The sequence below is a fragment of the Streptomyces sp. HD genome, from assembly GCF_028369295.1.
Lineage (GTDB): Bacteria > Actinomycetota > Actinomycetes > Streptomycetales > Streptomycetaceae > Streptomyces.
The window spans coordinates 20977-47832 of sequence record NZ_JAQMYP010000007.1; the positions used below are offsets into that span (position 1 = coordinate 20977).

A 26856-nucleotide genomic window follows, 5' to 3' on the forward strand; every position below is an offset into this window, starting at 1 on the left:
CGCACACGACCATGAACGCCCGGTGTGCGAGGTACCCGTGGTGCGCCTACCGTGGCTCGCATGGGCGAAGCGGTGGAGCTGGCGGCGGGCGGCAGAACCGTGCGCCTCTCCAACCCGGGAAAGGTCTTCTTCCCGGAACCCGGCTTCACCAAGCTGGACCTCGCCCAGTACTACATCGCCGTCGGCCCCGGCATCCTGCGCGCCCTGCGCGACCGCCCCACCACCCTGGAGCGCTACCCGGACGGCGTGAGCGGCGAGTCCTTCTTCCAGAAACGGGCGCCCAAGAACATGCCCGACTGGATCCCCACCGCCCACATCACCTTCCCCAGCGGTCGCAGCGCCGACGAGATGTGCCCCACCGAGGAGGCCGCCGTCCTGTGGGCCGCCCAGTACGGCACTCTCACCTTCCACCCCTGGCCCGTCCGCCGCGGCGACGTCGACCGCCCCGACGAACTGCGCCTCGATCTCGACCCGCAGCCCGGCACCGACTTCGACGACGCCGTCCGCGCCGCCCACGAGCTGCGCGCCGTCCTCGACGAGTTCGGCGGCCTGCGCGGCTGGCCCAAGACCTCCGGCGGCCGCGGACTGCACGTCTTCGTACCGATCGAACCGCGCTGGACCTTCACCCAGGTCCGGCGCGCCGCCATCGCGGTCGGCCGGGAGCTGGAACGCCGGATGCCGGAGCAGGTGACCATCAAGTGGTGGAAGGAGGAGCGGGGCGAGCGCATCTTCGTCGACTACAACCAGACGGCCCGCGACCGCACGATCGCCTCCGCCTACTCGGTACGGCCGCGCCCGCACGCCCCGGTCTCCGCGCCCCTGACCTGGGACGAGGTCGGAACCGCGCACCCCCGTGACTTCGACATCGCCACCATGCCGGCCCGTTTCGCCGAACTCGGCGACGTACACGCCGACATGGACGACCACCGCTTCTCCCTGGACGCCCTGCTGGAGCTGGCCAACAAGGACGAACGCGACCACGGTCTCGGCGATCTGCCCTACCCGCCCGAATACCCGAAGATGCCGGGGGAGCCCAAGCGGGTGCAGCCGAGCCGTGCGAAGAAGGAACCGGGCGGGACGGACTAGGGCAGTCCCGTCGGCGTCACCAGGCGACGGCAGTCAGCCAGCAGCCTCTCGTCCGCGGCGACGTCGTAGCGCATGCTCATCGTCGAACTGTCGTCGTTGCGACGGTCGTTGTTGTGGCGGCGCTGGGAGGACAGCTCCTCCTGTATGAGCGGAAGGGCCGATGCGGCCGCAGGTCCCATCTCGGTCAGACAGGCGGCGACGGCCGGACGTGTTCTCGGGAGTGCCGCCCACTTGTCGAGCAGCGTCGGCAGCATGCCGTCCACGTCCCCGGTGATCTGCCACAGCGCCATGATCATGTCCGGCTGGGCGTCGCGCCCCGGGAGCAGCTCCCGCAGCCGCGGAGCCAGTGGCGCACCGGCCGGGCCCAGCGAACCGGCGGCCTTCAGGGCACTGTTCTGCTCGGACCAGCGCTGCGATTCCATGCCCGCGTGGACCAGGGGCAGGATCCGGGGCAGGAGGGGCTCGGCCTGGCCCGTCACCGTGCGCAGGGCCCTTGCCGCGTCCAGCCGGAGGGTGAGCGGCTCCGCCGCCGCGGCCATCAACTCCCTTAGCCGAGCGGCCACTTCAGCAGCGTCCGGCCCGTACCGGGCGAGGGCGCGCACGGCCTGACTCCTGCACCAGCTGTCGGACTCGGCCATCTCGACGAAGAACGGCAGGGACTCGGGGCGGGCGAGCACACCGAGTGCCGAGACCAGCCGCTGCGCGGAGCACGTGTGCCGGTCGGAGGGCGCTGCCCCGAGCCGCCGATGCAGCACCGGCACCAGCGGAGCCGCGGCCTCGGGGCCGATCCTCTCCACCCATGTGCCCAGGTTCTCCGGGACGGTGCCCTCCCGCGCCAGTACCTCGGCCAGCGCGGGTACGGCCCGCTGGTCGCCCTGCAGCGCGAGCGCCTCCAGGGCCTTGCCGAAGAGGCTCCCCTCCCAGTCGCCCGGCTCCCAGGTGTCGTCCCATTCACGCACGCACACCGCGAGGATGTCGGCGACGACCCGGGCGATCGGAGCGACGTGGCACAGCTCGGTCAGGGCCCGGCGGGAGAGCTCGGGTTCGTCCTCGACCAGTTGGCGGGCGAGCAGCGCGACCGGCAGATCGTCAGGGGCCCGCCAGCCCGTGAGCAGCGTGCCCGCCATGTCGACCGCTGCCATGCGCTGCCCCCAGTCCGGGGTCTGCAACTGCTCGACGAGGAGCTCGAAACGCGGATCCGTGCGATCGCCGAGTGCCCGGTGCAGCTCCTCCAGGAGATCGTCGGCCGTCGAGGCGTCGACGCTCTGTCGCCGTGCGGCCTCCAGCTCACGCAGGTACGACACCATCGTGTCCGTGCGGGGCCCCTCCCATGCGGTGTGCGGCTCCTCGGCGGGCGCCTCCTGCTCGTGGGCGAGCCGCATGACGTCGAGGACGGTCTCCACCAGGTCCTCGGGCAGTGATTCCGGCCCGCAGCGGGCCAGTTGGACCAGCCCTGCCAGCCGCTGCTCGGGGTGGGACGCGACGGACACCACGTCCTTCAGTAGCGTGCCGGCCTCGGCCCCGAGCGCTTCCCGGTGCTCGGTGCCGAGCCTGCCGACCGCCTGGACGAGCGCACCCACGGCCTGCGGATCCCGCTCGGCGGTCAGCCGGTCCCGCAGCGCGCCGAGAACACGGGACGGGTCCGGATGCACATGGGCCAGCGCGGCGGCGGCTGCCGCCCGAACCTCGGCGTCCGGATCGGCGAGCAGCCCGAGGAAGACGTCCGCGCGCCCCCGGACCGTCGACCAGGCGTCCAGGAACGGCTGGACGAACGCTGCGTCCTCCGCCTCGTCCTCGAAGAGGCCCCCGATCTCCTGCGGATCGGGCTCCCGCTCACCCGCGATGCTGCACAGCAGATGCACGACCGCACCCCGGTCGGCGACCGCCTCGACGGTGACGAGTTCGAAGAGGAACGGTATGCAGGCGACCGTGCTGTCGTACACATCGCCCTGGTGGTGCACCGCCCCGTACATCCCGTCGAGCGCGACCTCCCGACGGGCCGGGTCGTCCGAGGCCAGATCCCGCAGCAGGTCCGGCACATCGGTCGCCGAGTCGGTGTACGCATGCCCCATCGACGCCCAGTCGACGTCGTCGATCCCCGTGAACACGTGCCCGCCTTCCCGTAGCGCAGTGGCGCACGGCGGCTGCCACTGATCGACAGCATGCCGTACGCCACTGACAACGGGCCAAGTGGAAGCCCCGACCGGAGTTCTCCCGGAGCTCCTCGGTCCGTCGGCTAGAGCTCCTTGACCCGGATGTCCCGGTACGACACCACATCCGTCGTGCCGTGCACCTGGAGCCCGATGTACCCGGAGGCGAACCGTCGCCCGTCCGTGCCCGGGTCGTCCGAGCGGGGCGGGGTGAAGTCCTGGCCGCCGCTGTTGTCGAACTCGTTGATCAGTACGCCGTTGCGGTAGACCGCGTAGTGCTGGTCGACGACGCGGATCTCGTAGTCGTTCCAGGTCCCCTTCTGCGTGACGCCGGCACCGGCGAGGCCCACCCGGTCGAAGCCGTAGACCGAGCCCGTCTTGTACATGTCGCCGTCGGGCCGGTCGAGCACCTGCACCTCGTGCCCGTACTTGATGGCGACCCATTCCGGCCGCGACTCCTCGGGGTGGTCATGGACCCACGGGAAGCGCACGAACACACCCGAGTTGGCGTTGCCCGTGCCCGGGGCGTCGTCCCGCCACTGGAGGCGGAGCGAGAAGTCGCCGTACTTGCGCTGCGGGAACCACAGCATGCCCAGGCCCGGCTTCGTCGTCCCGCTCGTGATCGTCCCGTCGGCGTTCTGCGCGAACGAACCGCCGCCCACCTGCTGCCACTTGGCGAACGACTCCGCGCTGCCGTCGAGGATCGTGCGGTAGCCCTCGGTCTGCCCGGGCTTGCCGATCCCCGACTCACGGGCGGCCTCGCGGACGGCGTTGTACTCGCGCTGGTCGACGACCCCGTCCTTGAGCAGCTTGTCCAGGACCGTCTTCACATGCTTGAGGAACAGCGCCTGGGACGTCCACTCCTTCTCGTCCTCGATCAACTCGTTGATCCGGCAGCGGCTGTTGGTGAGCCGGTTCGGCACACCGGAGTCGACCGTGCCGACGATCACCGTCAACCGTTCGTCGAACTCGGGGCAGTTGGGCGCCGGGACCTGGCCGGTCACCACGGTGAAGGTCACCGTACGGGCGGCGGAGGTGTTGCCCGCCTTGTCGGTGGCCCGGTAGGCGAGGGTATGGGTGCCGGCGCGGTCGACGACCACGGGGTTGGTGTACGCGAGGTACGGTCCGCCGTCGATCGAGTACTCGATCCGGTCGACACCCGAGCCGTGCGCGTCGGTCGCCGAGACGGTCACCTTCGCGTTGCCGATGTAGGCACCGTCGGAGTTCTTCGTGCCCTCGACGGTCACGCCGGTCACCGGTGGGGTCGTGTCCGGCTGGGGTGCCGCCACGACCGTGAACTGCACGTTCTTCTCCGCCGCGACGTTGCCCGCCTTGTCGGTGGCCCGGTAGCGCACCGTGTGCGTACCGACCTGATGCACCATCACCGGCGCGGTGTACGCCTGCCAGGCGCCCGAGCCGATCGCGTACTCGATGGTGTTGACGCCGGAACCGGTGTCGGAGGCGGACACGGTGACCGTCGCCATGTCGATGTACGAGCCGTCGGGATTGCGCTCGCCGCTGACCGTCGCCGACGTCTCCGGCGGCGCCTTGTCGTCGGTCGGCGGCGCGACGACCGTGAACGCGGCGCTCTTCTCCGCCGAGACGTTCCCCGCCTTGTCGAAGGCGCGGTAGCGGATCTTGTGATCGCCGACCTGGTCGACGACGACCGGGGTGGTGTACGGCGTCCAGGCGCCCGCGTCACCGACCGCGTACTCGACGCGGTCGACTCCGGAGCCGCCCTCGTTGTCGGTGGCGTGGACGGCCACGCTCGCCGAACCGACGTACTGCCCCTGCGCGTTCTGCGTCCCGCTGACGTGGGCCGACGCCTCGGGCGGTGTGGTGTCCTGGCCGCTGCCCTCTGTCACCACCAGGATGCCCTGCATCTGCCCGTGGCCGGGGATCGTGCAGTAGTAGCGGTAGCGGCCCGGGGTGAGGGTGACCTCGGCGGTGTGGCGGCCGCCCTGGTCGTCGTTCGGGTTGGCGAGGATGTTCAGCTGGACGTCGCTGTTGAACTCCGGGTCGGAGGTGTCGAACGTCAACGTGTGCGGCATTCCGGTGGTGTTGCCGGTCGCCGTGCTGTTCTCGAAGACGATCGTCGTCGTGCCCGCCACGGCCGTCGTGGGCGCCGACCCGTACTTGGTGATGTCGTCGCCCGCCGTCCAGGTGAGCACCTGTGCGGCGGACGCGGTCGGGGCGTCGGGCTGTCCGACCGCGACGGGCGCGGACTGCAGCCCCAGCATCACGAGCAGCACGGCCAACAGGGCCGTCCAGACTCTTCGCTGACGTCGTCGGCGTATCACCGGGCTCCTCCTCTCGCCAGCCGATCGGCGGCCGGGGTCGGCCCGCCGCCCGTGTAAGTGACCCGCCACAGCGCCGACTTGGGGTCCGAGGTGAAGAAGCCGCGGCCGTAGTCGAGCACGTACAGGGCGCCGTCCGGACCGAACTTCCAGTCCATGAGGTTCTTGATGCCGTCGTTGCCGATCGGCACGATCTTCTTCAGCGACTCAGAGTGGACCGGCAGACCGCCGTCGCCGTGCGTCTTCGGGTCGGTGATCACGGCGTTGCGCGGCTGGTCGGCGTCGTAGAAGTCGCCGACGAACCACTTGCCGTCCCAGTAGGCCGGCCACTTGACGTCACTGGTGGCCGACACGGCGTCGTACCGGTAGACCGGCCCGTTCATCGCGGCCTGTCCGCCGCCCTTGAGCCACGGCAGCAGGTAGGTGGACTCCTCCTGCTTGTACGACGGCACGCCGTTCGCGTCGCGCGGGAAGTCCGGGGCGCCGCCCTGCGGGGAGTACCAGATGTTGTTGCCGGTGACCGGCGGCAGGTTGACGAGGCCGTCGTTATTCGGCGACTCGTTCTTCGGGTGATTGCAGTCGTACCAGCCCAGCGGCTTGCTGGGATCGGGCAGATTGCGGTCTCGGTAGGGCTGCTTGTTGCCCATGCAGTACGGCCAGCCCCGGTTGCTCGCCTTGGTGATGACGGCGAAGGTGTCGTACTTGGCCGGGCCCCAGGTCGTGGAGGGCGCCGAGGCGTCCGGGCCGACCCAGCCCGCGTACAGGATGTCCGTCTGCTTGTCGACGAAGATGCGGGCGGGGTTCCTGACACCCATCACGTAGATCTCGCCGCGTGTCTTGCCGCCGCCCTCGTCGGTCTCCCGGCCCGTGAAGAGGTTGCCCTCCGGCAGCGTGTACGTGCCGTCCGGCTCGGGGTGGATGCGCAGGATCTTGCCGTTGAGGTTGTTGGTGTTGCCGGCGGTGCGGCGCGCGTCGGCGAAGGAGACGCCCTTGTAGTCGGGCTCGGGGTTGTTGCCCGAGTAACCGTCGCTGAAGCGGCTGGAGTTGTTGTCTCCGGTCGCGATGTACAGGTTGCCCTTGGAGTCCCAGGACATCCCGCCGCCCGCGTGGCAGCAACTGTGGATCTGCACCGGCCACTTGAGCAGCACCTTCTCACTGCCCAGGTCCAGTTTGTCGGTACCCGGGTCGAGGGTGAAGCGGGAGACGCGCCGCTCGGCCATCCGTGTGTCGCGGTTGATCTGCGAGTGGGGGGTGTAGTGCAGATACACCCATCCGTTCTGCTCGAAGCGCGGATCGAGCTCGATACCGAGGAGCCCCTCCTCGACCTTGATCAGCTCGTCGCCGCCGCCCTTGTTGCCGAAGACCGTCAACGCACCGGCCAGGGTGACCTTCTTGGTCTTCGGGTCGTAGACGTGGATCTCGCCCTTGCCCTTGCCGACGTCCGGGTTGTTCCAGTCGGTGACCACGGGCTGTGAGGAGTCGGCGCCGCCCCGGCCGATGTAGAGGACACGGCCGTCGGGGGCCGTGACCAGTCCGTGCGGCTCGCCTATCTGGTCGTTCTGGCCCGGCTGGTTGGGCTGGGTGAGGCGCTCGGCCTTGTAGTTGCCGGTGATGGTGGCCTTGCAGTCGGCCTGGACCAGGCGGGTCGTCCAGAGCAGGGCGCCGCGCAGATGGGTGCGGAAGTCGGTTTCGTCGTACGACGACACCGTGCCGCCCATCCCGGTGTAGAAGGAGCGGCCGCCGTCGTAGTCACGGCACCAACTCACCGGGTGGTCCCAGCCGCCTGCGCCCGTGCCCGGCTGGTAGGACGACTCCCGCACCCGGGCCACGGTGTGCACCGCACCCGAGGGGTTCTTCGTCCAGTTCAGCCACTTGTCCGGCCGTTTCCACTGCACCGGAAGCTCCTTGGTGGCCGGATGCCGCCGGTCACCGACCTCGACGACGGCCCGCTGTACGTTCGTCGGGCCGCCGGCCGCCGGGCGGGCACCGACCAGTCCGGTGTACCAGTCCGAGTAGGGCTCGGCGCGGGCCGCGTCATGGATGCCGACGAAACCGCCGCCCGCCTCCATGTACGCCTCCAGGCCCGCCTCCTGCTCGGGGTCGAGGACGTCGCCGCCACCGGTGAGGAACACAATGGAGTTGAAACGGCCCAGTTCGGCCTCGTCGGTGAACACCGAGGCGTCGTTCGTGGCCTCGACCTTGAAACGCTGGTCGGCGGGGCCCGACAGGCCGATCTTCTCGATCGCCTCGATACCGGCGTTCACCAGCGGCGACTCGTCGCCCGCGGCCGCGGACCCGTAGAAGATGAGCACCCGTACATTCGCGCCGCCCGGCGGCGACTTGACGGACATCGTTGTCAGAGGTGGATCCGGGGCCGGGCGTGCGTCGGCTGCCGGGGCCGACATCAGTCCGGTGGCGACGATCCCGGCGGTCACAGTGGCCACCCAGGTCCGTCTTCTCGTGCTCAACCCTCGTAAGCGCATGGGCACCTCCACGGTCACAGCAACAGCGACAAGGAAGCTAGACCCCTTTGAACGACTCGCCAATACCTATGACCGCACCGGGGGGAACTTTGTCCTGAGTGTGGATAAACGAGGGAGTGGCCGGTACCGTCTCACGGGTTCATCCCCGTAAATTCCGTACCGCCGTGGGGAGTTCGGCATGCCCAGACGTGGCTTTGACAGGCGTATCTTCGACCGGCGCAGCTTCAACAGGCGTGTGCTGCTGGGCGGCGCGGCCGTCGCGACATCGTTGTCGCTGGCATCGGTACCCGAGGCCGTCAGCGCCGACACGCCGCCGAGGACCGCCCCGGCAGGCGGTGAGGTGAGGCACCTCAAGCTGTACGCCGAGAAGCTCGCCGACGGGCAGATGGGCTACGGGCTGGAGAAGGGCAAGGCGACGATTCCCGGCCCGCTGATCGAGCTCGACGAGGGCGACACGCTGCACGTCGAGTTCGAGAACACGATGGACGTTCCGGTGAGCCTGCACGTCCACGGCCTCGACTACGAGATCACCAGCGACGGCACCAAGTTGAACAAGAGCGACGTCGAGCCCGGCGGCACCCGCACCTACACCTGGCGCACCCACGCGCCCGGCCGCCGCAAGGACGGCACCTGGCGGGCGGGCAGCGCCGGTTACTGGCACTACCACGACCACGTCGTCGGCACCGAGCACGGCACGGGCGGCATCCGCAAGGGCCTCTACGGGCCGGTGATCGTCCGCCGCAAGGGCGACATCCTCCCCGACGCGACCCACACGATCGTCTTCAACGACATGCTCATCAACAACAAGCCCGCGCACAGCGGCCCCGACTTCGAGGCCACGGTGGGCGATCGTGTCGAGTTCGTCGTGATCACGCACGGCGAGTATTACCACACCTTCCACATGCACGGTCACCGCTGGGCCGACAACCGCACGGGCATGCTCACCGGCCCCGACGACCCCAGTCAGGTCATCGACAACAAGATCGTCGGCCCGGCGGACTCCTTCGGCTTCCAGGTGATCGCGGGGGAGGGCGTCGGCGCCGGGGCCTGGATGTACCACTGCCACGTCCAGAGCCATTCCGACATGGGCATGGTGGGGCTGTTCCTGGTGAAGAAGGCGGACGGGACGATTCCCGGGTACGAACCGCATGAGCACGGCCAGGCGTCGGGGACGGAGTCGGGGGCGCGGTCGGGGTCCGCGCACGAGCACTGACGGATCATGGGCGGGTGACGCTTGTTCTGACGCGCAGTGATCTGGAAGCGGTGCTGGCACCCGGAACCTGTCTGGAGGTGCTGCGGGACGGCTTCCTGCGAGCGCGCGACGCCACGATCGCCGGGCAACGGGTGCGAACCGACCTGCCGTTCCCCGGTACGGCCACGGCACTGATCCCCGGTGTCCTGCCGGGCATCGAGGCGTACACCGTGAAGGTCAACGCCAAGTTCCCCGGCGGGCGGCCCGCGCTGCGCGGCGTGATCTGTCTGCACAGCGGGCGGGACGGTGAACTGCTGGCCCTGCTGGACTCGGCCACGCTCACGGCATGGCGCACCGGGCTGGCGGCGGCGTTGGGGACGTATGCGCTGGCCGGCCCGGGCGACACGCTCGGGGTGATCGGTGCCGGAGCCCAGGCCGAGCTGATGCTGCGCGGGCTGGCGGAGCTGCGGCCGCATCGTGCACTCGTCGTCCATGACACGGACACCGACCGGGCCGCAGCGTTTGCCGCACGGCACGGGGGGCGCGTGCTGGGCTCGGCGAAGGAGGTCGCGGCGACAGCGGACAGCGTCCTGCTGGCGACTTGGGCTCGACAGCCCCTCCTGCGCCTGTCGGACACCCGGGCGGGCCAGCATTTCACCAGCCTCGGCGCCGACGAGCCCGGCAAGCAGGAGCTCTCCGCCGATCTGCTGTCTGCCGCACTGCTCGTCGTGGACGACCGCGAACTCGCCGCAAGCATGGGGGCGGTGGCAGCGGCGGGCCTTCCCGCGACGGCCGTCGACGCCGTGCTCGGGGATGTGCTGCGGGGCGAACATCCGGGGCGGGTGGATGGCGAGGGCCGTACCGTTTACTCCCCTGTCGGCCTGCCCTGGCAGGATCTGGCGCTGAGCTGGGTGGCTCACCGGGTGGCGGAGCGGGAGGGGATCGGGCGGCGGCTGGATCTGCTGGCGTGACGCCGGTCGTGTCGGAGGGTGGGCTCAGTGGGTGCGAGAGCGCTCTCACGGGCTTGTGCGCGCCGGGGCTATCCTGATCGGCAACCGCCCATGAGGAGCCGTGCAGTGACCGAAACCGCCCCGCGTCCCACTCTGGAGGCCGTGGCCGCACGGGCCGGCGTCTCGCGGGCCACCGTGTCCCGGGTGGTCAACGGCGGGGACGGGGTCCGGGAGCCGCTCGTCGAGCGGGTGCGCAAGGCGGTGGAGGAGCTCGGGTACGTGCCCAATCAGGCCGCCCGCAGCCTGGTGACGCGGCGGCACGACGCCGTCGCCGTCGTGGTGGCCGAACCGGAGACCCGCGTCTTCGCCGACCCGTTCTTCGCGCTCCAACTCCGGGGTATCAGCAAGGAGTTGACGGCCCACGACAACCAGCTCGTACTGCTGCTCACGGAGGGCCGCGACGACCACGCCCGCGTCGCCCGCTACCTGGCCGGCGGCCATGTCGACGGGGCGCTCGTCTTCTCGCTGCACCTCGACGACCCGCTGCCCGGACTGATCCAGCGCGCCGGAGTCCCCACCGTCTTCGGCGGACGGCCCGGCTGGAGCGGCGACCAGCGGGGTGTGGTGTACGTCGACAGCGACAACCGGGGTGGCGCCCGCGACGCCGTACGGCATCTCGTCGGCCTCGGCCGCACCCGCATCGCGCACATCACCGGCGCCCTCGACCAGACGTCGGCGGTGGACCGGCTCGACGGCTACCGGGACGTCATGGTCGACGCCGATCCACGGCTCATCGTCGAGGGCGACTTCACACCGTCCGGCGGCGAACGGGCTATGCGCGAGCTGCTCGCCCGCTGTCCGGACCTGGACGCCGTGTTCGCCGCCAACGATCTCACCGCGGCGGGGGCGCTGCGGGTGCTGCGCGAGTCGGGGCGGCGGGTGCCGGAGGACGTCGCGGTCGTGGGGTTCGACGACATGCTGCCGGTGGCGGAGCAGAGCGACCCGCCGCTGACGACGGTCCGTCAGGACATAGTGGAGATGGGCCGGTTGATGGCCCGGCTGCTGTTGCGCGGACTCGACCGGCAAGCCGCCGCGCAGGGCATCGGTGTCGCGCCGTCCAGCGTGGTGCTGCCGACCACGCTGGTACGGCGGACGTCCGCGTAAGCCCCCCTCCGGACGGGCTCACGGCGCGCACGCGCCCAGGGTGTCCGAATCCCTTCGCCCGTCGCGCAGTTCCAGCCGCTCGCCGGGGAACCGTGCGCGAAAGCCGCGGTCGTGCGAGACCGTGACCACCGCTCCGGGATACGCCGCGAGCGCCGCCTCCAGGTCCTCGACCAGGTCGAGCGCGACATGGTTGGTCGGCTCGTCCAGTACGAGCAGATCGGCGGGCCGGGTCACGAGGTGGGCGATCTGCAGCCGCCGCTGCTGACCGGCGGACAGCGCCGGGACCGGGACATGCAGGTCCGCCTCGCGGAACAGGCCCAGTGCCAGCAGCTGTTCGGCGTGCTCCTCCGGCAGCCCCGGACGTCCGGCCGCGAAGGCGGCCAGCAGCGGGAGCCGGGTGGAGCGCGCGGGCAGCTCCTGGGGCAGGTACCCGATGCGGGCGGGGCGGCGGACCGTGCCCGCGTCCGGCTCCAGGTCGCCGGCCAGGACACGCAGCAGCGTGGACTTGCCCGCTCCGTTCTCGCCCGTGACCAGCAGCCGCTGCCCGGGCGCGACGGCCAGCGGTCCGTCCAGCCTCAGTCGCTCGCCGACCGTGACGCCGTCGAGTTCGGCGAGTGGCCGGTCGCCGGGATGCCCGCCCCGTGCCGTCGGCAGCGGCGCCGTGAACCGCAGCGGCTGTGGCGGTGCCGCGACCGGGTTGCGCCGCAGCTGGGCCAGGCGTTCACGGACCGCGCGCACCTGCCCGCCGAGCTTCGCCTCGTGCGAGCGGCGGTGCTTGCCGAAGCCCTGCCGGGGATCCCCGCCGGTCGTGGCCAGCCGCTTCCCGGCGGCGTCGAGCAGCTCCTCGGTACGGGCGACCTCCTGCAGCCAGTCCGCGTGTTCCTGCTCCGCGCGGCGCCGGGCGGCGGCCTTCGCGGCGCGGTAGCCGGCCCAGCCGTCGCCGTACCGGTGCACGGTGTGCGCATCGCGGTCGACTTCGAGGATCGTGGTGGCGATGCGCTCCAGGAAGCCGCGGTCGTGGGTGACCGCGACGACGGTGCCGCGGTGCGCGCGCAGACGCTCTTCCAGCCAGCGCACGGCCGCCGCGTCGAGATGGTTCGTCGGCTCGTCGAGGAGCAGCAGCTCGGGGGCGGCGGCCAGCACACAGGCGAGCGCGAGCCGCGACTGCTCGCCGCCGGAGAGCGTCCCGAGCGGACGGTCGCGGGTGATCCCGGCGAGCCCGAGCCCGTGCATCGCGGCGGCCACACGGGCGTCCGCCTCGTATCCGCCGCGTTCCTCGTACGCCAGCAGCAGCTCGCCGTACGCGGCGAGTTCCTCCTCGGACGCCTCGCCGAGTCTCTCCTCGGCCGTGCGCAGCCGCCGCTCCATGGCGCGCAGTTCGGCGAGGGCGAGATCGACGGTGTCCTGCACGGTGCGGTCCGGGTCGAGGTCGAGGGTCTGGGCGAGGTGGCCGGTGCCGCCGGGGAAGCCGACGATGAGCTGTCCGGCGTCCGGCACCTCGGCCGCCGCGAGCAGGCGCAGCAGGGTGGACTTGCCCGAGCCGTTCTCGCCGATGACGGCGGCCTTCTCGCCGGGGCGGACGGTGAAGGAGACCTGGTCGAGGACGAGCCGGGTGCCGTAGGACTTGGTGACGCCCTTGACGGACAGCTGCGCCACGGAAGCGGGCACGGAGGTATGGGCGCGTTCGCGCATGTGACTTTCCCTGGGGAGACGAAGGGTCTACGGGCAGCGCAAGCAGCGGCGTCGGCCGCGCCCGGACTCAGAGAAAGAAGTAGAAAGTCACATGCCTACGGTAGCAGAACGGTACGTCTCGTCTCTACTCGTTCGATGCGCTCCTGATCACCGCGAACCGTGCCCCGTAGGGGTCGCTGAGCTTGGCGATCCGGCCGACGTCCGGCAGATCCGTGGCCTGCGTCCGGACCGTGCCGCCCAGCTCCCGCGCCTTCGCGACCGTGGCGTCGGTGTCGGTCACCTCGAAGTACGGCAGCCAGTACGCGGGGCCCTCCGCCTCCGCCGGGTCGTCGGCCTTGTCGACGACACCGCCGAACATGGCGTCCTCGCCCTGCCCGCCGGGACTGAGCGTCGTGTAGGTGCCGCCGTAGAAGTCGAGGGCGAAGGTCTCCAGGCCGAGCGTCGCGTTGTAGAACCCCGCGGCGGCCGGTACGTCCGTCGTGTACAGCTCCAGCCAGCACAGCGAGCCGGCCTCCTGGACGACGTCGAGGCCCTTGTTGGCGCCGGGCTGCCACAGGCCGAACGGCACGCTCGCCTTGTCGGCGAGGATGGCCATGCGGCCCAGGTCCATCACATCCATGGGCTGCACCAGCACCGAGCCGTGCGCCTGTTCGGCCGCCTTCGCGGTGGCGTCCGCGTCGGGGGTCTGGAAGTACACCGTCCAGGACGGCGGCCCCTGCTCCTCGGTGGTCTGCATGGCGCCGGCCACGGTCCTGCCGTCGAGCTGGAAGAGGCCGTAACCGCCGGTCTCGGGCCCGCCGGGCTGGAACCGCCAGCCGAACAGGCCGCCGTAGAAGGCACGGGCACCCTCGATGTCGGGTGCGCCGAGGTCGATCCAGTTCGGCGCGCCGGTGACGTAACGGGTGGTGAGCATCATCGCCCTCCTCGGAAGGGTCTCCTTGTCCGCTCTGTCGATGTCTGCTCTGCCGAGTCTTGCACCGCCCACTGACAATCGCTGCCGGAACGCCACCGACGGCCGACCCGCCCCCGCGGTCACCATGTGTGACAGCCATGGCCCTTCTTGTTTTCAACCGTTTCCGCGCGCCGCCGTGCGTGGCGGCTTGCGGAGGGGGACCATCAAGTCGGCCGGAGGCCTTGTGTCGCGGCGTTGATCGCGCGTTGATCGAACGTTTTTCGCCGCCCGGCACGATCCTGACCATGCACTTCGACACGATCACAACGATCACCTCGCCCGACCTGACCTGGCAGCAGGAGGCGTTGTGCGCACAGACCGGGGCGGACTTCTTCTTCCCCGAACCAGGAAGTTCCGTCCGGGAGGCGAAGCGGATCTGCGGTCTGTGCCCGATCCGCTCCGCCTGTCTGGACTACGCCCTCGACAACGACGAACGTTTCGGCGTCTGGGGCGGCCTGTCGGAGAAGGAACGCCTGGAGCTCAGGCGTATGTCACGCTGAACCGCCCGGTCCCGGCCGGCACCCGCACGTCCTGGCCCGTGACCGCGAGCTCCCGCCCGTCCGCCGACACCGACCGCACCTCACCGAACCGGCACGGATAAATGAACCGCACCCCCTCCGGCGCCTGCGTGATGTCGACGGTCACCGTCCGCTCCGCCGGGTCGTGCGCGAGCCGGTAGCCGAACGGCGACCCGAAGAGGGTCGGGGCGTCGTCCACCATCAGCCGTTCCCTGTCCGGCACCCAGTGCGGCCGTACCCCGGGCGCGATGTACAGGTGCGGGTCGCGGTCCTCGTCCGCCTCGAAGAACAGGATGTCGCGGAGCAGCAGCAGATACTCGGCGGCCGCCCAGCCGTGCGGGATGTCGCCCATGTACCAACGGCCGTACGGCACTTCACGGAAGTCCGACGCCACCGGGAAGGCGTGTTGCTCGTTCCAGGCGCCCAGCGCCACCGCCCGCCCGGCCACCCTCGGGAAGCCCGCGGCGACCGTCCAGCCGAGCAGCGCGTCCATCCGCTCCGGATCACCGGCCAGCAGATATGCGTGCGCCAACTGCATGGTCAGATAGGGCCCGTACGCGTTCCAGGCCGCCTCGTGCCGGAAGCCTCCGGTGACGAAGTGGGCGTACATCGTGTCGAGCGTGAAGCGTGCCGCGAGGTCGATGTCGTCGCCCAGTTTGCTGCCCATGTGCAGGCGCAGCGGATGGAAGTAGGCCGCCGCGCCGATCATCGTGGAGTCGAGGCGTCCGACGTCGGCGGGCCCGGTCGGGATGTACGTCTCCCACGCCCCGCGCCGCCGCTGCTCGCCCAGCACCCAGCGGATCGAGTCGCCGGTCGCCCGCTTCACGTCGTCGAAGGCGCCCCACAGCTCACCGGCCTCCGGCGCCCCGATCCGCTCGGCCAGCCGCGCGGCCTCGTACAGCCCGGCGAGCGCCCAGAGGTCGTCCCAGTAGTGCGGCTTGTCGCGCTCGCCCAGGTGCTCGGCGCTCCAGCCGCTGTGCAGCAGGCCGTACTGGTCGCGGTTGTCCCGGATCCAGCGGGCCGCGTCGCGCACGTACGGGACGTACAGCCGGGCGCCGAAGGCCGAACGCGGGCCGCTCGTACGGTCGTAGCGGCCGATCGCCCACAGCGCCTGGCCGTTGCTGTCCCACTCCCGGTCGTCCTTCTCGTGCGGACCGCCGTAGAAGCCGTACTCGGCACACGGCCCGATCCGTCCCGGGCCGTGGTTGAACCGCAGCGGGTAGTGCGTGCCCAACTGCCTTTCGGCCAGGGCGGAATCGCCGACGAGCGAGCAGGCGGTCGCCTCCACGGACGAGTCGCGGATCCAGAAGGAGTCGTAGACCGTGGGGCCCGGGTGGATCTCGCCGTGGTCGGAGAGGATCAGCAACTGCGACCGCGCCTGCCGGAACAGGTCGGTGAGGTGCGCCACCGGGCGTGGCAGCGACGGCTGGAGTCCCTGCCCGAGCAGCTTCGCGGTCCAGAAGTCCCGGTTGGCCTGCTCCAGTTCGGCGCTCGGCGTGCCCCTGAGCTCCGCCAGGTCGCCCGGTCCGCTGAACAGATCGACGGGCAGCCGTACGTCGATCTCGAAGACCTCGTCGTCCACCACCCGGAACGGCCAGGCGAACACCGCGCTGCACAGCCCCGCAACCTGGTCCTGCGCCTCCAGGGCGCCGTTCAGCTTGCCGCCGACGACCAGGTCGTGGAACGCGCTGTGGGTGAGATAGGAGTCCGGGTCGAAGGAGTGGTCGGTGTTGCCGTAGACGCCGTACTGCTCGGGCGGGGTGTCGAAGACGGGACCCCAGCCCGCGTTCGTCTCCACCCGCCGCTCGTCCGGCAGATGCCGCAGGAACGTCAGCCGCCGGTCGGTGACCTGCCGCCCGTTGCGGTCGTGCCGCTGGAACCCGCTCGGCCCGGCCGGCAGCACGGCCGCGCACAGCAGCCCCTCGCGCGGCTGCCCGGTCGGGCTGCCCACGGTGACGCGGCTGACGACCAGGTCGCGCTGGTCGGGACCGACGGTCGAGGCGAACGTCCGCTGCACGAACTCGACGCCCTCGGGCGTACGGAAGGTCGTGAGCACGACCGGCAGATGCGGGGCCGCCATCCGCTGCTGCACCAGTCCGCCGTCCGGGAGCTGGGGCAGGCGTAAGGAGCCCGTCGCCGGGTCGTGCAGGAAGAAGGCGAGGCAGTACTTGTCGTAGACGGGCTCGATCTCGCCCGCCTGCCCGATCAGGGACTCCTGACGGTGGTCCTTCACCCCGACCATGTGCCAGTAGCGGTACAGGGCGTTCGAGGCGAGAGCCGCCTCCTTGGATTCGTAGGTGCCGGAGTCGAAGTCGTCGCTCCAGCGCCGGAAGGCCTGCTGCGCCCACCAGGGCACGGGATACGGGAGCCGGTCCCGTCCTGCCCAGGCGCGCCACATGACCTCGTAGAACATCCACTCATGGGTCTGGGCCATGGTGTTCACCCCCTTCGAGCACCGTGGCACCGCAGGGGGTGGTCGTAAATCGCTACGACAGGACGGAGGGCCGGCCTCCGGCGGAGGGTCAGCCTCCGGCGCGAGCCGCCATCCGCGCCTTGCGCGCCGCCAGCTTCTCGTCGAACTTCAGGGCCTCCGCGTCCAGGCCGCCCATGAACAGACCCAGCTCCTCCTGAGCCTTCTGGCCCTCCGGGCCGAGGCCGTCGATCTCCATGATCTTCAGGAAGCGCAGGACGGGCTGGAGGACGTCGTCGTGGTGGATGCGCATGTTGTAGACCTCGCCGATGGCCATCTGGGCGGCGGCGCGCTCGAAGCCGGGGATGCCGTGGCCGGGCATACGGAAGTTCACGACGACGTCCCGCACCGCCTGCATCGTCAGGTCCGGCGCGAGCTCGAAGGCGGCCTTGAGCAGGTTCCGGTAGAAGATCATGTGCAGGTTCTCGTCGGTCGCGATGCGCGCCAGCATGCGGTCACAGATCGGGTCGCCCGACTGGTGACCCGTGTTGCGGTGCGAGATGCGGGTCGCGAGCTCCTGGAAGGCGACGTAGGCGACCGAGTGGAGCATCGAGTGGCGGTTGTCCGACTCGAAGCCCTCGCTCATGTGGGACATGCGGAACTGCTCCAGCTTGTCCGGGTCCACCGCGCGCGAGGTGAGCAGGTAGTCGCGCATCACGATGCCGTGCCGCCCCTCCTCGGCGGTCCAGCGGTGCACCCACGTACCCCAGGCGCCGTCACGGCCGAAGAGCGAGGCGATCTCGTGGTGGTAGCTGGGCAGGTTGTCCTCGGTCAGGAGGTTCACGATGAGCGCGATGCGGCCGATCTCGGTGACCTTGGACTGCTCCTTGTCCCAGGCCTCCCCGTCCTCGAAGAGACCGGGGAAGTTGCGGCCGTCCGTCCACGGCACGTACTCGTGCGGCATCCAGTCCTTCGCGACCTTCAGGTGCCGGTTGAGTTCCGTCTCGACCACTTCCTCCAGCGCGTGCAGCAGCCGGGCGTCGGTCCAGACGGCAGGGCTTCCGAGGTGAGGGGAAGTAATGGTCACAGGAACTCCAGGGGGACGCACGACACGAGGAAGGTGACCGGCGAGCGGTTGCCGGAACCTACGGGATCGTAGGCTACGAACCCGTAGGTTACGAAGCCGTAGGTTAAGGATGGTGTAAAGACCGCTGATCAGTGGCCGTTCGGTGAGGAGTTCACGGGCATGCACAAAGCCCCAGGACCCGCAGGTCCCGGGGCTGAAGCAGCGATCCACTCAGTCGTCAGGCGTACAGCTCCCGCATCCGCACCGAGAGACATGTCACACACCCTTCGAGCTTCTCGAACTCGCTGATGTCGACCAGCACGGGCTCGTGGCCGAGGTCGGCGAGCAGCTCCGCCGTCTTCGGGGCGCTCGCGGCCATGAGCAGCTTCTCGCCGCCGAGCAGCACCACATGCGCCCCGGACTCCTCCGGCACCGGCAGGAAGCGCGGGAACAGTGACGGGGCGTCCAGCTGCGGTATCCGGCCCAGAATCGTTCCGTCGGGCAGCGCCGTGATCGCCGACTTCAGGTGCAGCACCTTGCTCACCGGTACGGCGACGACCCGCGCCCCGAGCGGCTCGAAGGCGGCCCGAAGCTGCTGGACGCCGGCCGCGTTGGTCCGGCCGCCCCGGCCGACGTAGATCGTGTCGCCGACCTTCAGGACGTCGCCGCCGTCCAGCGTGCCCGGCTCCCAGATCCAGTTCACCGAGCAGCCGAGCGAGGCGACGGCCTCCTCGACGCCCTCGGTCTCGTCGCGCCGGGACTCGGCGCCGGAGCGGGCGATCAGCGCGACGTTGCGGTACATGACGACCGTGTCCTCGACGAACACCGAGTCGGGGCAGTCGTCGGCCGGGTCCACCTCGATCGTCTCCCAGCCGTGCGTGTGCAGGGCCTCGACGTACGCCTCCCACTGCTCGACCGCGAGATCGGCATCGACCTTCTCCCGCTCGATGTGCGTCACCAGCCCTTCGGCGAGGCGCGGGCTCGGGCGGCGGACGAGGGCCTTCTTGCTGGGCACGACGGGATCTCCGGATCGATGGCGGTTTCGGCGGCCCCGTGATGTGTCGGGCACCGGTCTGCCATCATGCAGGGCCGGTCCGCCCGCACAAAACCCTCGTTGTCAGGCTGTGGCCCTCCTGAGATGCTCCGCGGTGAAGGAGTCGCGGGCCTTGAGGAGCTCTCGTGGGGTTCCTTCGAAGATCACCCGGCCGCCGTCCCGGCCGCCGCCCGGCCCCAGGTCGATGATCCGGTCCGCGTGCGCCACCACGTCCAGGTTGTGCTCGACGACCACCACCGTGTTGCCCGCGTCGACCAGCCGGTCCAGCAGCGCGAGCAGGCCGTCGACGTCCGACATGTGCAGCCCGGTCGTCGGCTCGTCCAGGACGTACACCGCTCCGGTGCGGTGCAGCCGCGTCGCCAGCTTGATCCGCTGCCGCTCACCACCGGAGAGCGTGGACAGCGGCTGCCCGAGCGTGAGGTACGTCAGCCCGACGTCCCGCAGGGCGCGCAGCCGTCGCCGTACGCCCGAGTCCTGGAGGAACTCCAGCGCCTGGTCGGCCGTCATCGCCAGTACGTCCGCGATGGAGTTCCCGCCGACCGTCAGCCGCAGCACCTCGTCCCTGAAGCGCCGCCCCTCGCAGTCGTGGCAGGTGGTGGTCACCGGGTCCATGAAGGCCAGGTCGGTGTGGATGATCCCGCGCCCCTCGCACGTGCCGCACGCGCCGGAGGAGTTGAAGCTGAAGAGCCCCGGCTCGGCGCCCGTCCCGCGCGCGAAGATCTTCCGGACGGTGTCCATGATTCCCAGATACGTCGCCGGGGTCGACCGTGCCGAGATCCCGATGGACGACTGGTCCACCACCACGGCGTCGGCGTGTGCGGCCGTGAACTGTGCGACCAGCGTGCTCTTTCCGGACCCGGCGACCCCGGTCACCACCGTGAGCACCCCGGTCGGGAACTCGACCGTCACGTCCCGCAGATTGTGCAGGTCGGCCCCCTTCACCCAGAGACCACCGCCCGCCGTTCGTACCTCCGCCTTGACCGCGGTACGACGGCCCAGGCACCGCCCGGTCACCGTGTCCGACCCGGCCAGCTCACCCGGCGTCCCCTCGAACACGACCCGCCCGCCGCCCGCGCCGGCCCCCGGCCCCATGTCGACCACGTGATCGGCGAGCGCGATGACGTCCGGATCGTGCTCGACCACCAGCACGGTGTTGCCCTTGTCCCGCAGCCGCAGCAGCAGATCGCCGAGGCGGCCGACGTCGCGCGGGTGCAGTCCGACGCTGGGTTCGTCGAAGATGTACGTCATGCCGGTGAGGCTGGAGCCCAGGTGCCGTACGGTCTTCAGGCGCTGCCCCTCGCCGCCGGAGAGGGTGGCCGTCTCGCGGTCGAGGCTGAGGTAGCCGAGGCCGATGGTGTCGATGCGTTCGAGGGCGGAGACGGCGGCCCGGGCGATGGGGCCGGCGACCGGGTCGTCGATGTCCTTCAGTGCCGCGATCAGGTCGGTGACCTGCATACGGGTGCAGTCGGCGATGCCCAGGCCGTTGATGCGGGTGGCGAGCGCCGCCGCGTTCAGGCGGGCGCCGTCGCAGGCCGGGCAGGCGCCCTCCACCAGGAACTCGCGCACCAGGTCGCGGGTCTTCTGGCTCATCGCCGACAGGTCCCGCTTCAGATACAGCCGCTCGAAGCGGGTGGCGAGGCCCTCGTAGTCGGTGGTCCAGGTGCCGCCCGACCCGTTGACGGTGACCTTGCTGCCGGGGCGGCCGCGCATCAGGAACTCCCGCTCGGCGGCGGTGAAGTCGCCGACGGGCTTGTGCGGGTCCAGGTCGGCGCTGTTGGTGTACGCCTGCCCCTGCCAGGTGCCGGCGGCGAACGGCGGGAAGCGGACCGCGCCGTCGGCGAGGGTGCGGCCCGGGTCGAGGATGCGGTCCCAGTCGGGCCGTACCGTCCGGCCCAGGCCGTCGCACTCCGGGCACATGCCGGAGGGGTCGTTGAACGAGTACGCGGTCGCCGGTCCGGCGCTCGGGGTGCCGTGCCGGGAGAACAGCACCCGGATCACCGAGTAGATGTCGGTCATCGTGCCGACCGTGGACCGGGAGTGGCCCCCGATCGGCCGCTGGTCGACGACGATCGCGGGGGAGAGGTCCTGAAGTGCCTCCGCGTGCGGGCGCTCGTACTTGGGCAGCCGGTTGCGGACGAACCAGGTGAAGGTCTCGTTCAGCTGGCGCTGCGACTCCACCGCGATCGTGTCGAAGACGATGGACGACTTCCCCGATCCCGAAACGCCGGTGAACACGGTCAGCCGGCCTTTCGGGATACGGAGGGTGACGTCCTTGAGGTTGTTCTCGCTCGCTCCGGTGATGGTGATGAACTGGGGCGTGAAATCGGGCATGCTTCCGAAGCTAGGCGGAATACCCGACAGCTTCTGGCGTGATTTCTTTCAGTTCTCCCTCCTCCACCATCAGCCAGCGCGTGATGCCGATCGACTCCAGGAACGGCAGATCGTGACTGGCCACGATCAGCGCCCCCTCGTACGACTCCAGGGCCGAGGTGAGCTGCCGCACGCTCGCCATGTCCAGGTTGTTCGTCGGCTCGTCCAGCATCAGCAGCTGCGGCGCGGGCTCCGCCAGCATCAGCGCGGCCAGAGCCGCACGGAAGCGTTCGCCGCCGGAGAGCGTCGCCGCCTTCTGGTCGGCGCGGGCGCCCCGGAACAGGAAGCGGGCCAGGCGTGCCCGGATCCGGTTGTTGGTGGCACCCGGCGCGAACCGGGCCACGTTCTCGGCGACCGACAGCTCGTCGTCGAGGACGTCCAGCCGCTGCGGCAGGAAACGCAGCGGGACGTGCGCCGTCGCCTCGCCCGCCACCGGCGCCAGTTCGCCGGCGATCGTCCGCAGCAGCGTCGTCTTGCCCGAGCCGTTGCGCCCGATCAGCGCGATCCGCTCCGGACCGTGCAGATCGAGACCGGCCACCCGCGCGCCGTACACCAGCTCCAGGTCGCGCAGCGTGAGCACGCCACGGCCCGGCGGTACGGCCGTGTACGGCAGGTCGACGCGGATCTCGTCGTCGTCCCGCACGGCCTCCACCGCCTCGTCGAGCCGGTCCTTGGCATCGGCGAGCTTCTCCTCGTGCATGATCCGGTGCTTGCCCGCGGACTCCTGCGCCGCGCGCTTGCGCGCACCCATGACGATCTTCGGCTCGCGCTTCTGGTCCCACATCTTCTGGCCGTACCGCTTGCGGCGGGCCAACTTGACCTGGGCGTCCACCAGTTCGCGCTTCTGCTTCTTCAGGTCTGCCTCGGCGACCCGCACCATGCGCTCGGCCGCCTCCTGCTCGGTGGCGAGGGCTTCCTCGTACGCCGAGTAGTTGCCGCCGTACCGGGTGATCTCCCCGGAGCGCAGATCGGCGATCTGGTCGACCAGGTCCAGGAGTTCACGGTCATGGCTGACCACCACCATCACCCCGGGCCAGGACTCGACGGCCGAGTACAGCCGCCTGCGTGCGTACAGGTCGAGGTTGTTGGTGGGCTCGTCGAGGAGCAGGACGTCGGGTCGGCGCAGCAGCAGTGCGGCCAGCCGCAGCAGTACCGACTCACCGCCCGACACCTCGCCGATCGTGCGGTCCAACTCGACGTGGCCGAGCCCGAGTTCACCGAGGGTGGCGAGGGCGCGCTCCTCCACGTCCCAGTCGTCGCCGACGGTCTCGAAGTGCTCCTCGGCCACGTCGCCCGCCTCGATGGCGTGCAGCGCGGCCCGCTGCGCGGCGATGCCGAGGGCCACGTCGACCTTCAGTGCGGTGTCGAGCGTGACGTTCTGCGGGAGATAGCCGACCTCGCCCGCGACGCGCACGTCGCCGTCGGCCGGGGTCAGCTCACCGGCGATGAGCTTCAACAGGGTTGATTTTCCCGACCCGTTGACGCCGACGAGCCCGGTCCTGCCGGGACCGAACGCGGCGTCCAGGTCCTCGAAGACGGGGGTGCCGTCGGACCAGGTGAAGGAAAGGGAGGTACAGGTGATGGAACTAGGCATAAGGCGCCTCCGCGGTTGCTCGAAATCGATCAGGGGCAAACGCGTATCGAGACACCGGCGACCAACGGGAGAGGCCTCGGAGAGGAGGGGTATGAGAAAAGCCCTGCTCCGGAGGACGGCTCGAACGCCGAGGTCGCACGCGGCGCACACCTCAGGTGTGACGCGGTGTCTCAGGACCTCAGACGAGCAACGTCCTTCTCCAATCGACGGCAACAGGACCGCTGTACACCGTAGGAGAGGGCGGGGAGGGTGTCAACGCAATTAATCGGAGGCAGGTAGTTCGCAGGCGCGCAGCCGGAGGCGTGTGATCGGAGTCCGTGATCGCAGGCCCGCTCACGCCTCACGTTCATGTCGGATTCCTGCCAGCTCCCGCCCGTGCGCGGGTGGTTGGCTGAAACGCATGACCAAGGACACCGACCAGCATGCCGGGACCCTGCGCGACCGCGCTCGCGCCTTCCGTTCCCTGCACGTCCCGGGCACCCCACTCGTTCTGCCGAACGTCTGGGACGCCGCCGGCGCCCGCATCGTCGAGGACGCCGGGGCCGCCGCCGTGGCCACCACCAGCGCGGGGCTGGCCTGGACCCTCGGTGCCGCCGACGGCGACCGACTGGACCGCGACCGGGCCCTGGAGGCGGTCGCGCGCATCGTGGCCGCCGTGGACGTGCCCGTCACCGCGGACATCGAGAGCGGCTACGCGCAGGATCCGGCGGGCGTCGCCGAGACGATCCGGGCGGTGCTGGGGCTGGGCGCGGTGGGGGTGAACATCGAGGACGCCCTGTACGAGGGCGGCGCAGGCCCGCTTCGTTCCGTGTCCGAACAGGCCGAGCGGATCAACGCGGCCCGCGAGGCAGCAGACGATCAGGGGGTGCCGCTGTTCGTGAACGCCCGCATCGACACCTTCCTGCGGGGCGTCGGGGGAGTGGACGCCACGGTGGAGCGGGCGGCCGCCTTTTTGGCCGCGGGCGCCGACGGGATCTTCGTCCCCGGGGCCGTCGACCCGGGAACCGTGAAGCTGCTCGTCGACGGGATCGACGCGCCGCTGAATGTGCTGGCCGGACCCGGCGCACCGCCCGTCGCCGAACTGGCCGCGCTCGGGGTGGCCCGCGTCAGCGCCGGCTCGGCGATCGCCGAGGCCGCCCACGCTCTCGTCCGGCGCGCCGCGCGGGAGCTCCTCGACGCCGGGACGTACGAGACGTTGGCGGGCGGGCTCGACTACGGCGAGCTCAATTCCCTGCTGGGACAGGAGCGTTAGCCGGGCCGTGCCCGGCCGGCGGGACGTCTCAGCAGGCGTCCCGCATCAGCTCCGCGAGGTCGCGGTCCAGGTCGAGCTGGAGGTGCTCCAGGCCGAGCGGGACCAGGTCGCTCGTGGACTGCAGGAAGCGCCGGACCTCGTTGCTGCGGATGTGGATGACCGCGGTGCCCTCGGGGGCGTGGAACTCCAGGACGGTGCGGTCGAAGCCGTACGGCCGCACCCGGACGTCGCCATGACCCTCGGGACCCTCCAGGCCGGCAAGCAGCAGCTCGCGGCTGAAGGTCCAGCAGACCTCCACGCCCTCCAGCGTGGCCGGGGCCGGGAAGGTCATGCGGACGGCGAACGGGTCGCGCCGGTCGTAGTGAAGGGTCGCGGGAATGCTCGGCATCCGCGGCGCGGCGGCGACGAGACGGGCCTCGACAGGCTGCTCGATGACGGTGGACAACGCCTTGCTCCCTTGTGACGGCTGGACGAACATCCGGGCGGACGAGACCGGGCACTGGTAGAGACGACAGAATCAGCCAATCCGTGCACACGAATGTCGAGTGACCTGCGTCACCGCCTTCATGCACGGGAGTGAGGGATTCGCCCTCCTGTGCCGGGAAAGGCCTGTGTCATCGCCTGTTGTCCCGGTGGTCATCCGTGCATGCCCGTGCTCTTCCCGTGGCCTTCCCGCGATGGGCGTGGCCATCTGGACGCCACCGTGGCAGTCGGCTAGCTTCGCCCGCCATGAGGCGTTCGGGGAGCACGCGACGGTTGGGGCGTACGTTTCGGACAGTGGCCGCGGGGGTGGCGTGCGGGGCGGCGATGGCCGCGCTGACGGCCGTACCCGCGCAGGCGCACGAGGCGGAGCGCCGGGGGCCGCACTGGGAACTCAAGGACAGCGGCACGCCCGAGGTGCGGTTCCGGGGGCTGGCGGCGGTCAGCCGGAACACCGCGTGGCTGGCCGGAACCCAGGGCACCGTGCTGCGCACCACCGACGGCGGCGCGAGCTGGCGGAACGTCTCACCGCCGGGCGCCGGTGAGCTGCAGTTCCGGGACGTCGAGGCGTTCGACGCGCGGCGGGCCGTGGTGCTGGCGATCGGCGAGGGCGAGGCGTCTCGTGTGTACCGCACGGACGACGGCGGGGCGACCTGGACCGAGTCCTTCCGCAACACCGACGCGAAGGCCTTCTACGACTGCATGACCTTCCTCGACCGCCGCCACGGCCTGGCGATGAGCGACCCGGTCGACGGCCGGTTCCGCATCCTGTCGACCAGTGACGGCGGCCGTTCCTGGAAGGTGCTGCCCAGCGAGGGGATGCCCGCCGCGCTGGAGGGCGAGGCCGGCTTCGCGGCGAGCGGGCAGTGCCTGGTCGGTTCCGGCCCGAAGGACGTCTGGCTGGCCACCGGCGGGGCGGCACGCGCGCGTGTGCTGCACTCCGGCGACCGAGGGTTGACCTGGACGGCCGCCGACAGCCCGATCCCGGCGGGCGACCCGGCCCGCGGTGTCTTCGCCCTCGCCTTCCGGGACCGCGCGCATGGCCTCGCGGTCGGCGGGGACTACCGCCCGGACCAGGCCTCGCCGCAGGCCGCGGCACGCACGGCCGACGCCGGGCGGGACTGGCGGCCCGCCGCCACGCCGCCGCCCGCCTACCGCTCCGGTCTCGCCTGGCTCCCGTACAGCCGCACCGCCGCCCTCGCGGTCGGCCCCACCGGGACCGACCTGACGACCGATGGCGGGCGCACTTGGCGGACGGTCGACAGCGGTTCGTACGACACGGTGGACTGCACGCCCGACCTGGGGTGCTGGGCGGCGGGGGAGAAGGGCCGGGTCGCGCGGCTGGAGGGCTGAGGGCGGAGTGCTCGACGGCGGAACGCGGCGCGGAGCTCGACGCCGGAGTGCGTCGGGGTGAGGGGCCCGACGCCGGAATGCGGGTACTCGGACGCGGACTGCGAGAGGAGTGACCCGACATGCCACGCGGTTCGAGCGCCAAGCGTGAACGTCAGTACGAGCACATCAAGCAGAGCGCCCAGGACCGGGGTGAGAGCGCCTCGCGCGCCGAGGAGATCGCGGCGCGGACGGTGAACAAGGAGCGCGCCCGCTCGGGCGAGTCGAAGACCGCCAGCCGTACGTCCACCCAGGACATGTCCTCCGGCAGGCGGGGCGGCCAACGGTCGGGCAAGGGCTCCCAGGGCCCCACCTACGACCAGCTCTACGAGGAGGCCAAACGCCGCAACATCCATGGCCGTTCGGACATGAACAAGAGCCAGCTGAAGCAGGCGCTGGGCGGCAAGTGACGAGGCCCCTCAGCCGAGCGTCTCGCGATACCGCTCCAGCGCCGGCGCCGTCTTCGTGGCGACGAACTCGGTGATGCGGTACGCGCATACCCCGGCGCCGACGAACGGATCGGTGGCGGCGATCTCCTCGATCCGGGCCCGATCCTCCGCGACGGCCAGAATCACCCCACCGTCGCGGGGGTTCTTGCGCCCGGACGCGAGAAAGACCCCCTTCTCGTACAGCTCGTCGAGCCACGCCACATGGGCCTCCAGCACGGCGTCGACGTCCTCGATGGGGGCGGTGTAGGTCAGCTCCAGCACGAACATGATCGCGAGCCTACCCCTGGGCCGTCGGCGCCCGTCCGCGC

General features: G+C 70.7%; 20 protein-coding genes. 8 read left to right on the plus strand and 12 right to left on the minus strand.

Features of this window, described 5'->3' with window-relative positions; all coding sequences use genetic code 11:
- Positions 1-60: 60 nt before the first annotated feature.
- Positions 61-1086 (plus strand): non-homologous end-joining DNA ligase, encoded by a 1026-nt coding sequence (gene ligD / locus POF73_RS09045; RefSeq protein ID WP_272114024.1) that lies wholly within the window; start codon positions 61-63, stop codon positions 1084-1086.
- Here the strand turns inward: ligD and POF73_RS09050 are convergent.
- The 3 genes from POF73_RS09050 to POF73_RS09060 all read right to left on the minus strand — a co-directional run bounded on the left by POF73_RS09050 (position 1083) and on the right by POF73_RS09060 (position 8016).
- On the minus strand, positions 1083-3194 hold the full coding sequence (locus POF73_RS09050; protein WP_272114025.1) for a HEAT repeat domain-containing protein: 2112 nt from the start codon (positions 3192-3194) through the stop codon (positions 1083-1085). The genes ligD and POF73_RS09050 overlap by 4 nt on opposite strands.
- Before the next feature lie 128 nt (positions 3195-3322).
- Positions 3323-5476, minus strand: coding sequence for an OmpL47-type beta-barrel domain-containing protein (locus tag POF73_RS09055; RefSeq protein ID WP_272114213.1), 2154 nt, complete (start codon positions 5474-5476; stop codon positions 3323-3325).
- A gap of 56 nt (positions 5477-5532) precedes the next feature.
- Complete coding sequence (locus POF73_RS09060) at positions 5533-8016, minus strand: ThuA domain-containing protein (protein ID WP_272114026.1); 2484 nt, start codon at positions 8014-8016, stop codon at positions 5533-5535.
- A 178-nt stretch (positions 8017-8194) separates the two neighbouring features.
- Here POF73_RS09060 and POF73_RS09065 point away from each other — a divergent pair, with 178 nt between their 5' ends.
- The 3 genes from POF73_RS09065 to POF73_RS09075 all read left to right on the plus strand — a co-directional run bounded on the left by POF73_RS09065 (position 8195) and on the right by POF73_RS09075 (position 11322).
- On the plus strand, positions 8195-9229 hold the full coding sequence (locus POF73_RS09065) for a multicopper oxidase domain-containing protein (RefSeq protein ID WP_272114027.1): 1035 nt from the start codon (positions 8195-8197) through the stop codon (positions 9227-9229).
- A gap of 14 nt (positions 9230-9243) precedes the next feature.
- Entirely contained in the window at positions 9244-10179 is a 936-nt protein-coding gene (locus tag POF73_RS09070; protein WP_272114028.1) for an ornithine cyclodeaminase family protein, read from the plus strand.
- 105 nt (positions 10180-10284) lie between these two features.
- Positions 10285-11322: a LacI family DNA-binding transcriptional regulator gene (locus tag POF73_RS09075; protein ID WP_272114029.1), complete on the plus strand. Its 1038-nt coding sequence runs from the start codon at positions 10285-10287 to the stop codon at positions 11320-11322.
- 18 nt (positions 11323-11340) lie between these two features.
- Here the strand turns inward: POF73_RS09075 and abc-f are convergent, their stop codons facing one another.
- Together abc-f and POF73_RS09085 are read right to left on the minus strand one after the other, a co-directional pair.
- Positions 11341-13014 (minus strand): ribosomal protection-like ABC-F family protein, encoded by a 1674-nt coding sequence (abc-f, locus tag POF73_RS09080; protein ID WP_272114030.1) that lies wholly within the window; start codon positions 13012-13014, stop codon positions 11341-11343.
- Positions 13015-13138: 124 nt separating this feature from the next.
- On the minus strand, positions 13139-13927 hold the full coding sequence (locus POF73_RS09085; protein ID WP_272114214.1) for a VOC family protein: 789 nt from the start codon (positions 13925-13927) through the stop codon (positions 13139-13141).
- A 284-nt stretch (positions 13928-14211) separates the two neighbouring features.
- Here POF73_RS09085 and POF73_RS09090 point away from each other — a divergent pair, with 284 nt between their 5' ends.
- Positions 14212-14466, plus strand: a complete 255-nt coding sequence (locus POF73_RS09090) for a WhiB family transcriptional regulator (RefSeq protein ID WP_272114031.1) — start codon at positions 14212-14214, stop codon at positions 14464-14466.
- Here the strand turns inward: POF73_RS09090 and POF73_RS09095 are convergent.
- The 5 genes from POF73_RS09095 to POF73_RS09115 all read right to left on the minus strand — a co-directional run bounded on the left by POF73_RS09095 (position 14447) and on the right by POF73_RS09115 (position 22978).
- Positions 14447-16918: a hypothetical protein gene (locus tag POF73_RS09095; protein ID WP_272114032.1), complete on the minus strand. Its 2472-nt coding sequence runs from the start codon at positions 16916-16918 to the stop codon at positions 14447-14449. The two genes, POF73_RS09090 and POF73_RS09095, sit on opposite strands and share 20 nt — an antisense overlap.
- Before the next feature lie 88 nt (positions 16919-17006).
- The gene (locus POF73_RS09100; protein WP_272114033.1) at positions 17007-17981 is read right to left on the minus strand and encodes an acyl-ACP desaturase; all 975 of its coding nucleotides are present in this window, start codon (positions 17979-17981) and stop codon (positions 17007-17009) included.
- A 217-nt stretch (positions 17982-18198) separates the two neighbouring features.
- Complete coding sequence (gene ddaH / locus POF73_RS09105; protein ID WP_272114034.1) at positions 18199-18975, minus strand: dimethylargininase; 777 nt, start codon at positions 18973-18975, stop codon at positions 18199-18201.
- A 102-nt stretch (positions 18976-19077) separates the two neighbouring features.
- A complete protein-coding gene (locus tag POF73_RS09110) occupies positions 19078-21345 on the minus strand; it encodes an excinuclease ABC subunit UvrA (RefSeq protein WP_272114035.1) in 2268 nt (755 codons plus the stop codon).
- Between the two features lie 10 nt (positions 21346-21355).
- Positions 21356-22978, minus strand: coding sequence for an ABC-F family ATP-binding cassette domain-containing protein (locus POF73_RS09115; protein ID WP_272114036.1), 1623 nt, complete (start codon positions 22976-22978; stop codon positions 21356-21358).
- Positions 22979-23378: 400 nt separating this feature from the next.
- Here POF73_RS09115 and POF73_RS09120 point away from each other — a divergent pair, with 400 nt between their 5' ends.
- Positions 23379-24230 carry an isocitrate lyase/PEP mutase family protein gene (locus POF73_RS09120; RefSeq protein WP_272114037.1) on the plus strand — a complete coding sequence of 284 codons (852 nt, stop codon included), beginning with the start codon at positions 23379-23381 and terminating at the stop codon, positions 24228-24230.
- 28 nt (positions 24231-24258) lie between these two features.
- Here the strand turns inward: POF73_RS09120 and POF73_RS09125 are convergent, their stop codons facing one another.
- Entirely contained in the window at positions 24259-24675 is a 417-nt protein-coding gene (locus POF73_RS09125; protein ID WP_272114038.1) for an SsgA family sporulation/cell division regulator, read from the minus strand.
- A gap of 362 nt (positions 24676-25037) precedes the next feature.
- Here POF73_RS09125 and POF73_RS09130 point away from each other — a divergent pair, with 362 nt between their 5' ends.
- Both POF73_RS09130 and POF73_RS09135 read left to right on the plus strand, forming a co-directional pair.
- The gene (locus POF73_RS09130; protein WP_272114215.1) at positions 25038-26063 is read left to right on the plus strand and encodes a WD40/YVTN/BNR-like repeat-containing protein; all 1026 of its coding nucleotides are present in this window, start codon (positions 25038-25040) and stop codon (positions 26061-26063) included.
- A gap of 119 nt (positions 26064-26182) precedes the next feature.
- Positions 26183-26509, plus strand: a complete 327-nt coding sequence (locus POF73_RS09135; protein ID WP_272114039.1) for a plasmid stabilization protein — start codon at positions 26183-26185, stop codon at positions 26507-26509.
- A 9-nt stretch (positions 26510-26518) separates the two neighbouring features.
- On the opposite strand, the gene POF73_RS09140 is transcribed toward POF73_RS09135, so the two are convergent.
- On the minus strand, positions 26519-26815 hold the full coding sequence (locus POF73_RS09140; protein ID WP_272114040.1) for a YciI family protein: 297 nt from the start codon (positions 26813-26815) through the stop codon (positions 26519-26521).
- Positions 26816-26856: the final 41 nt, after the last annotated feature.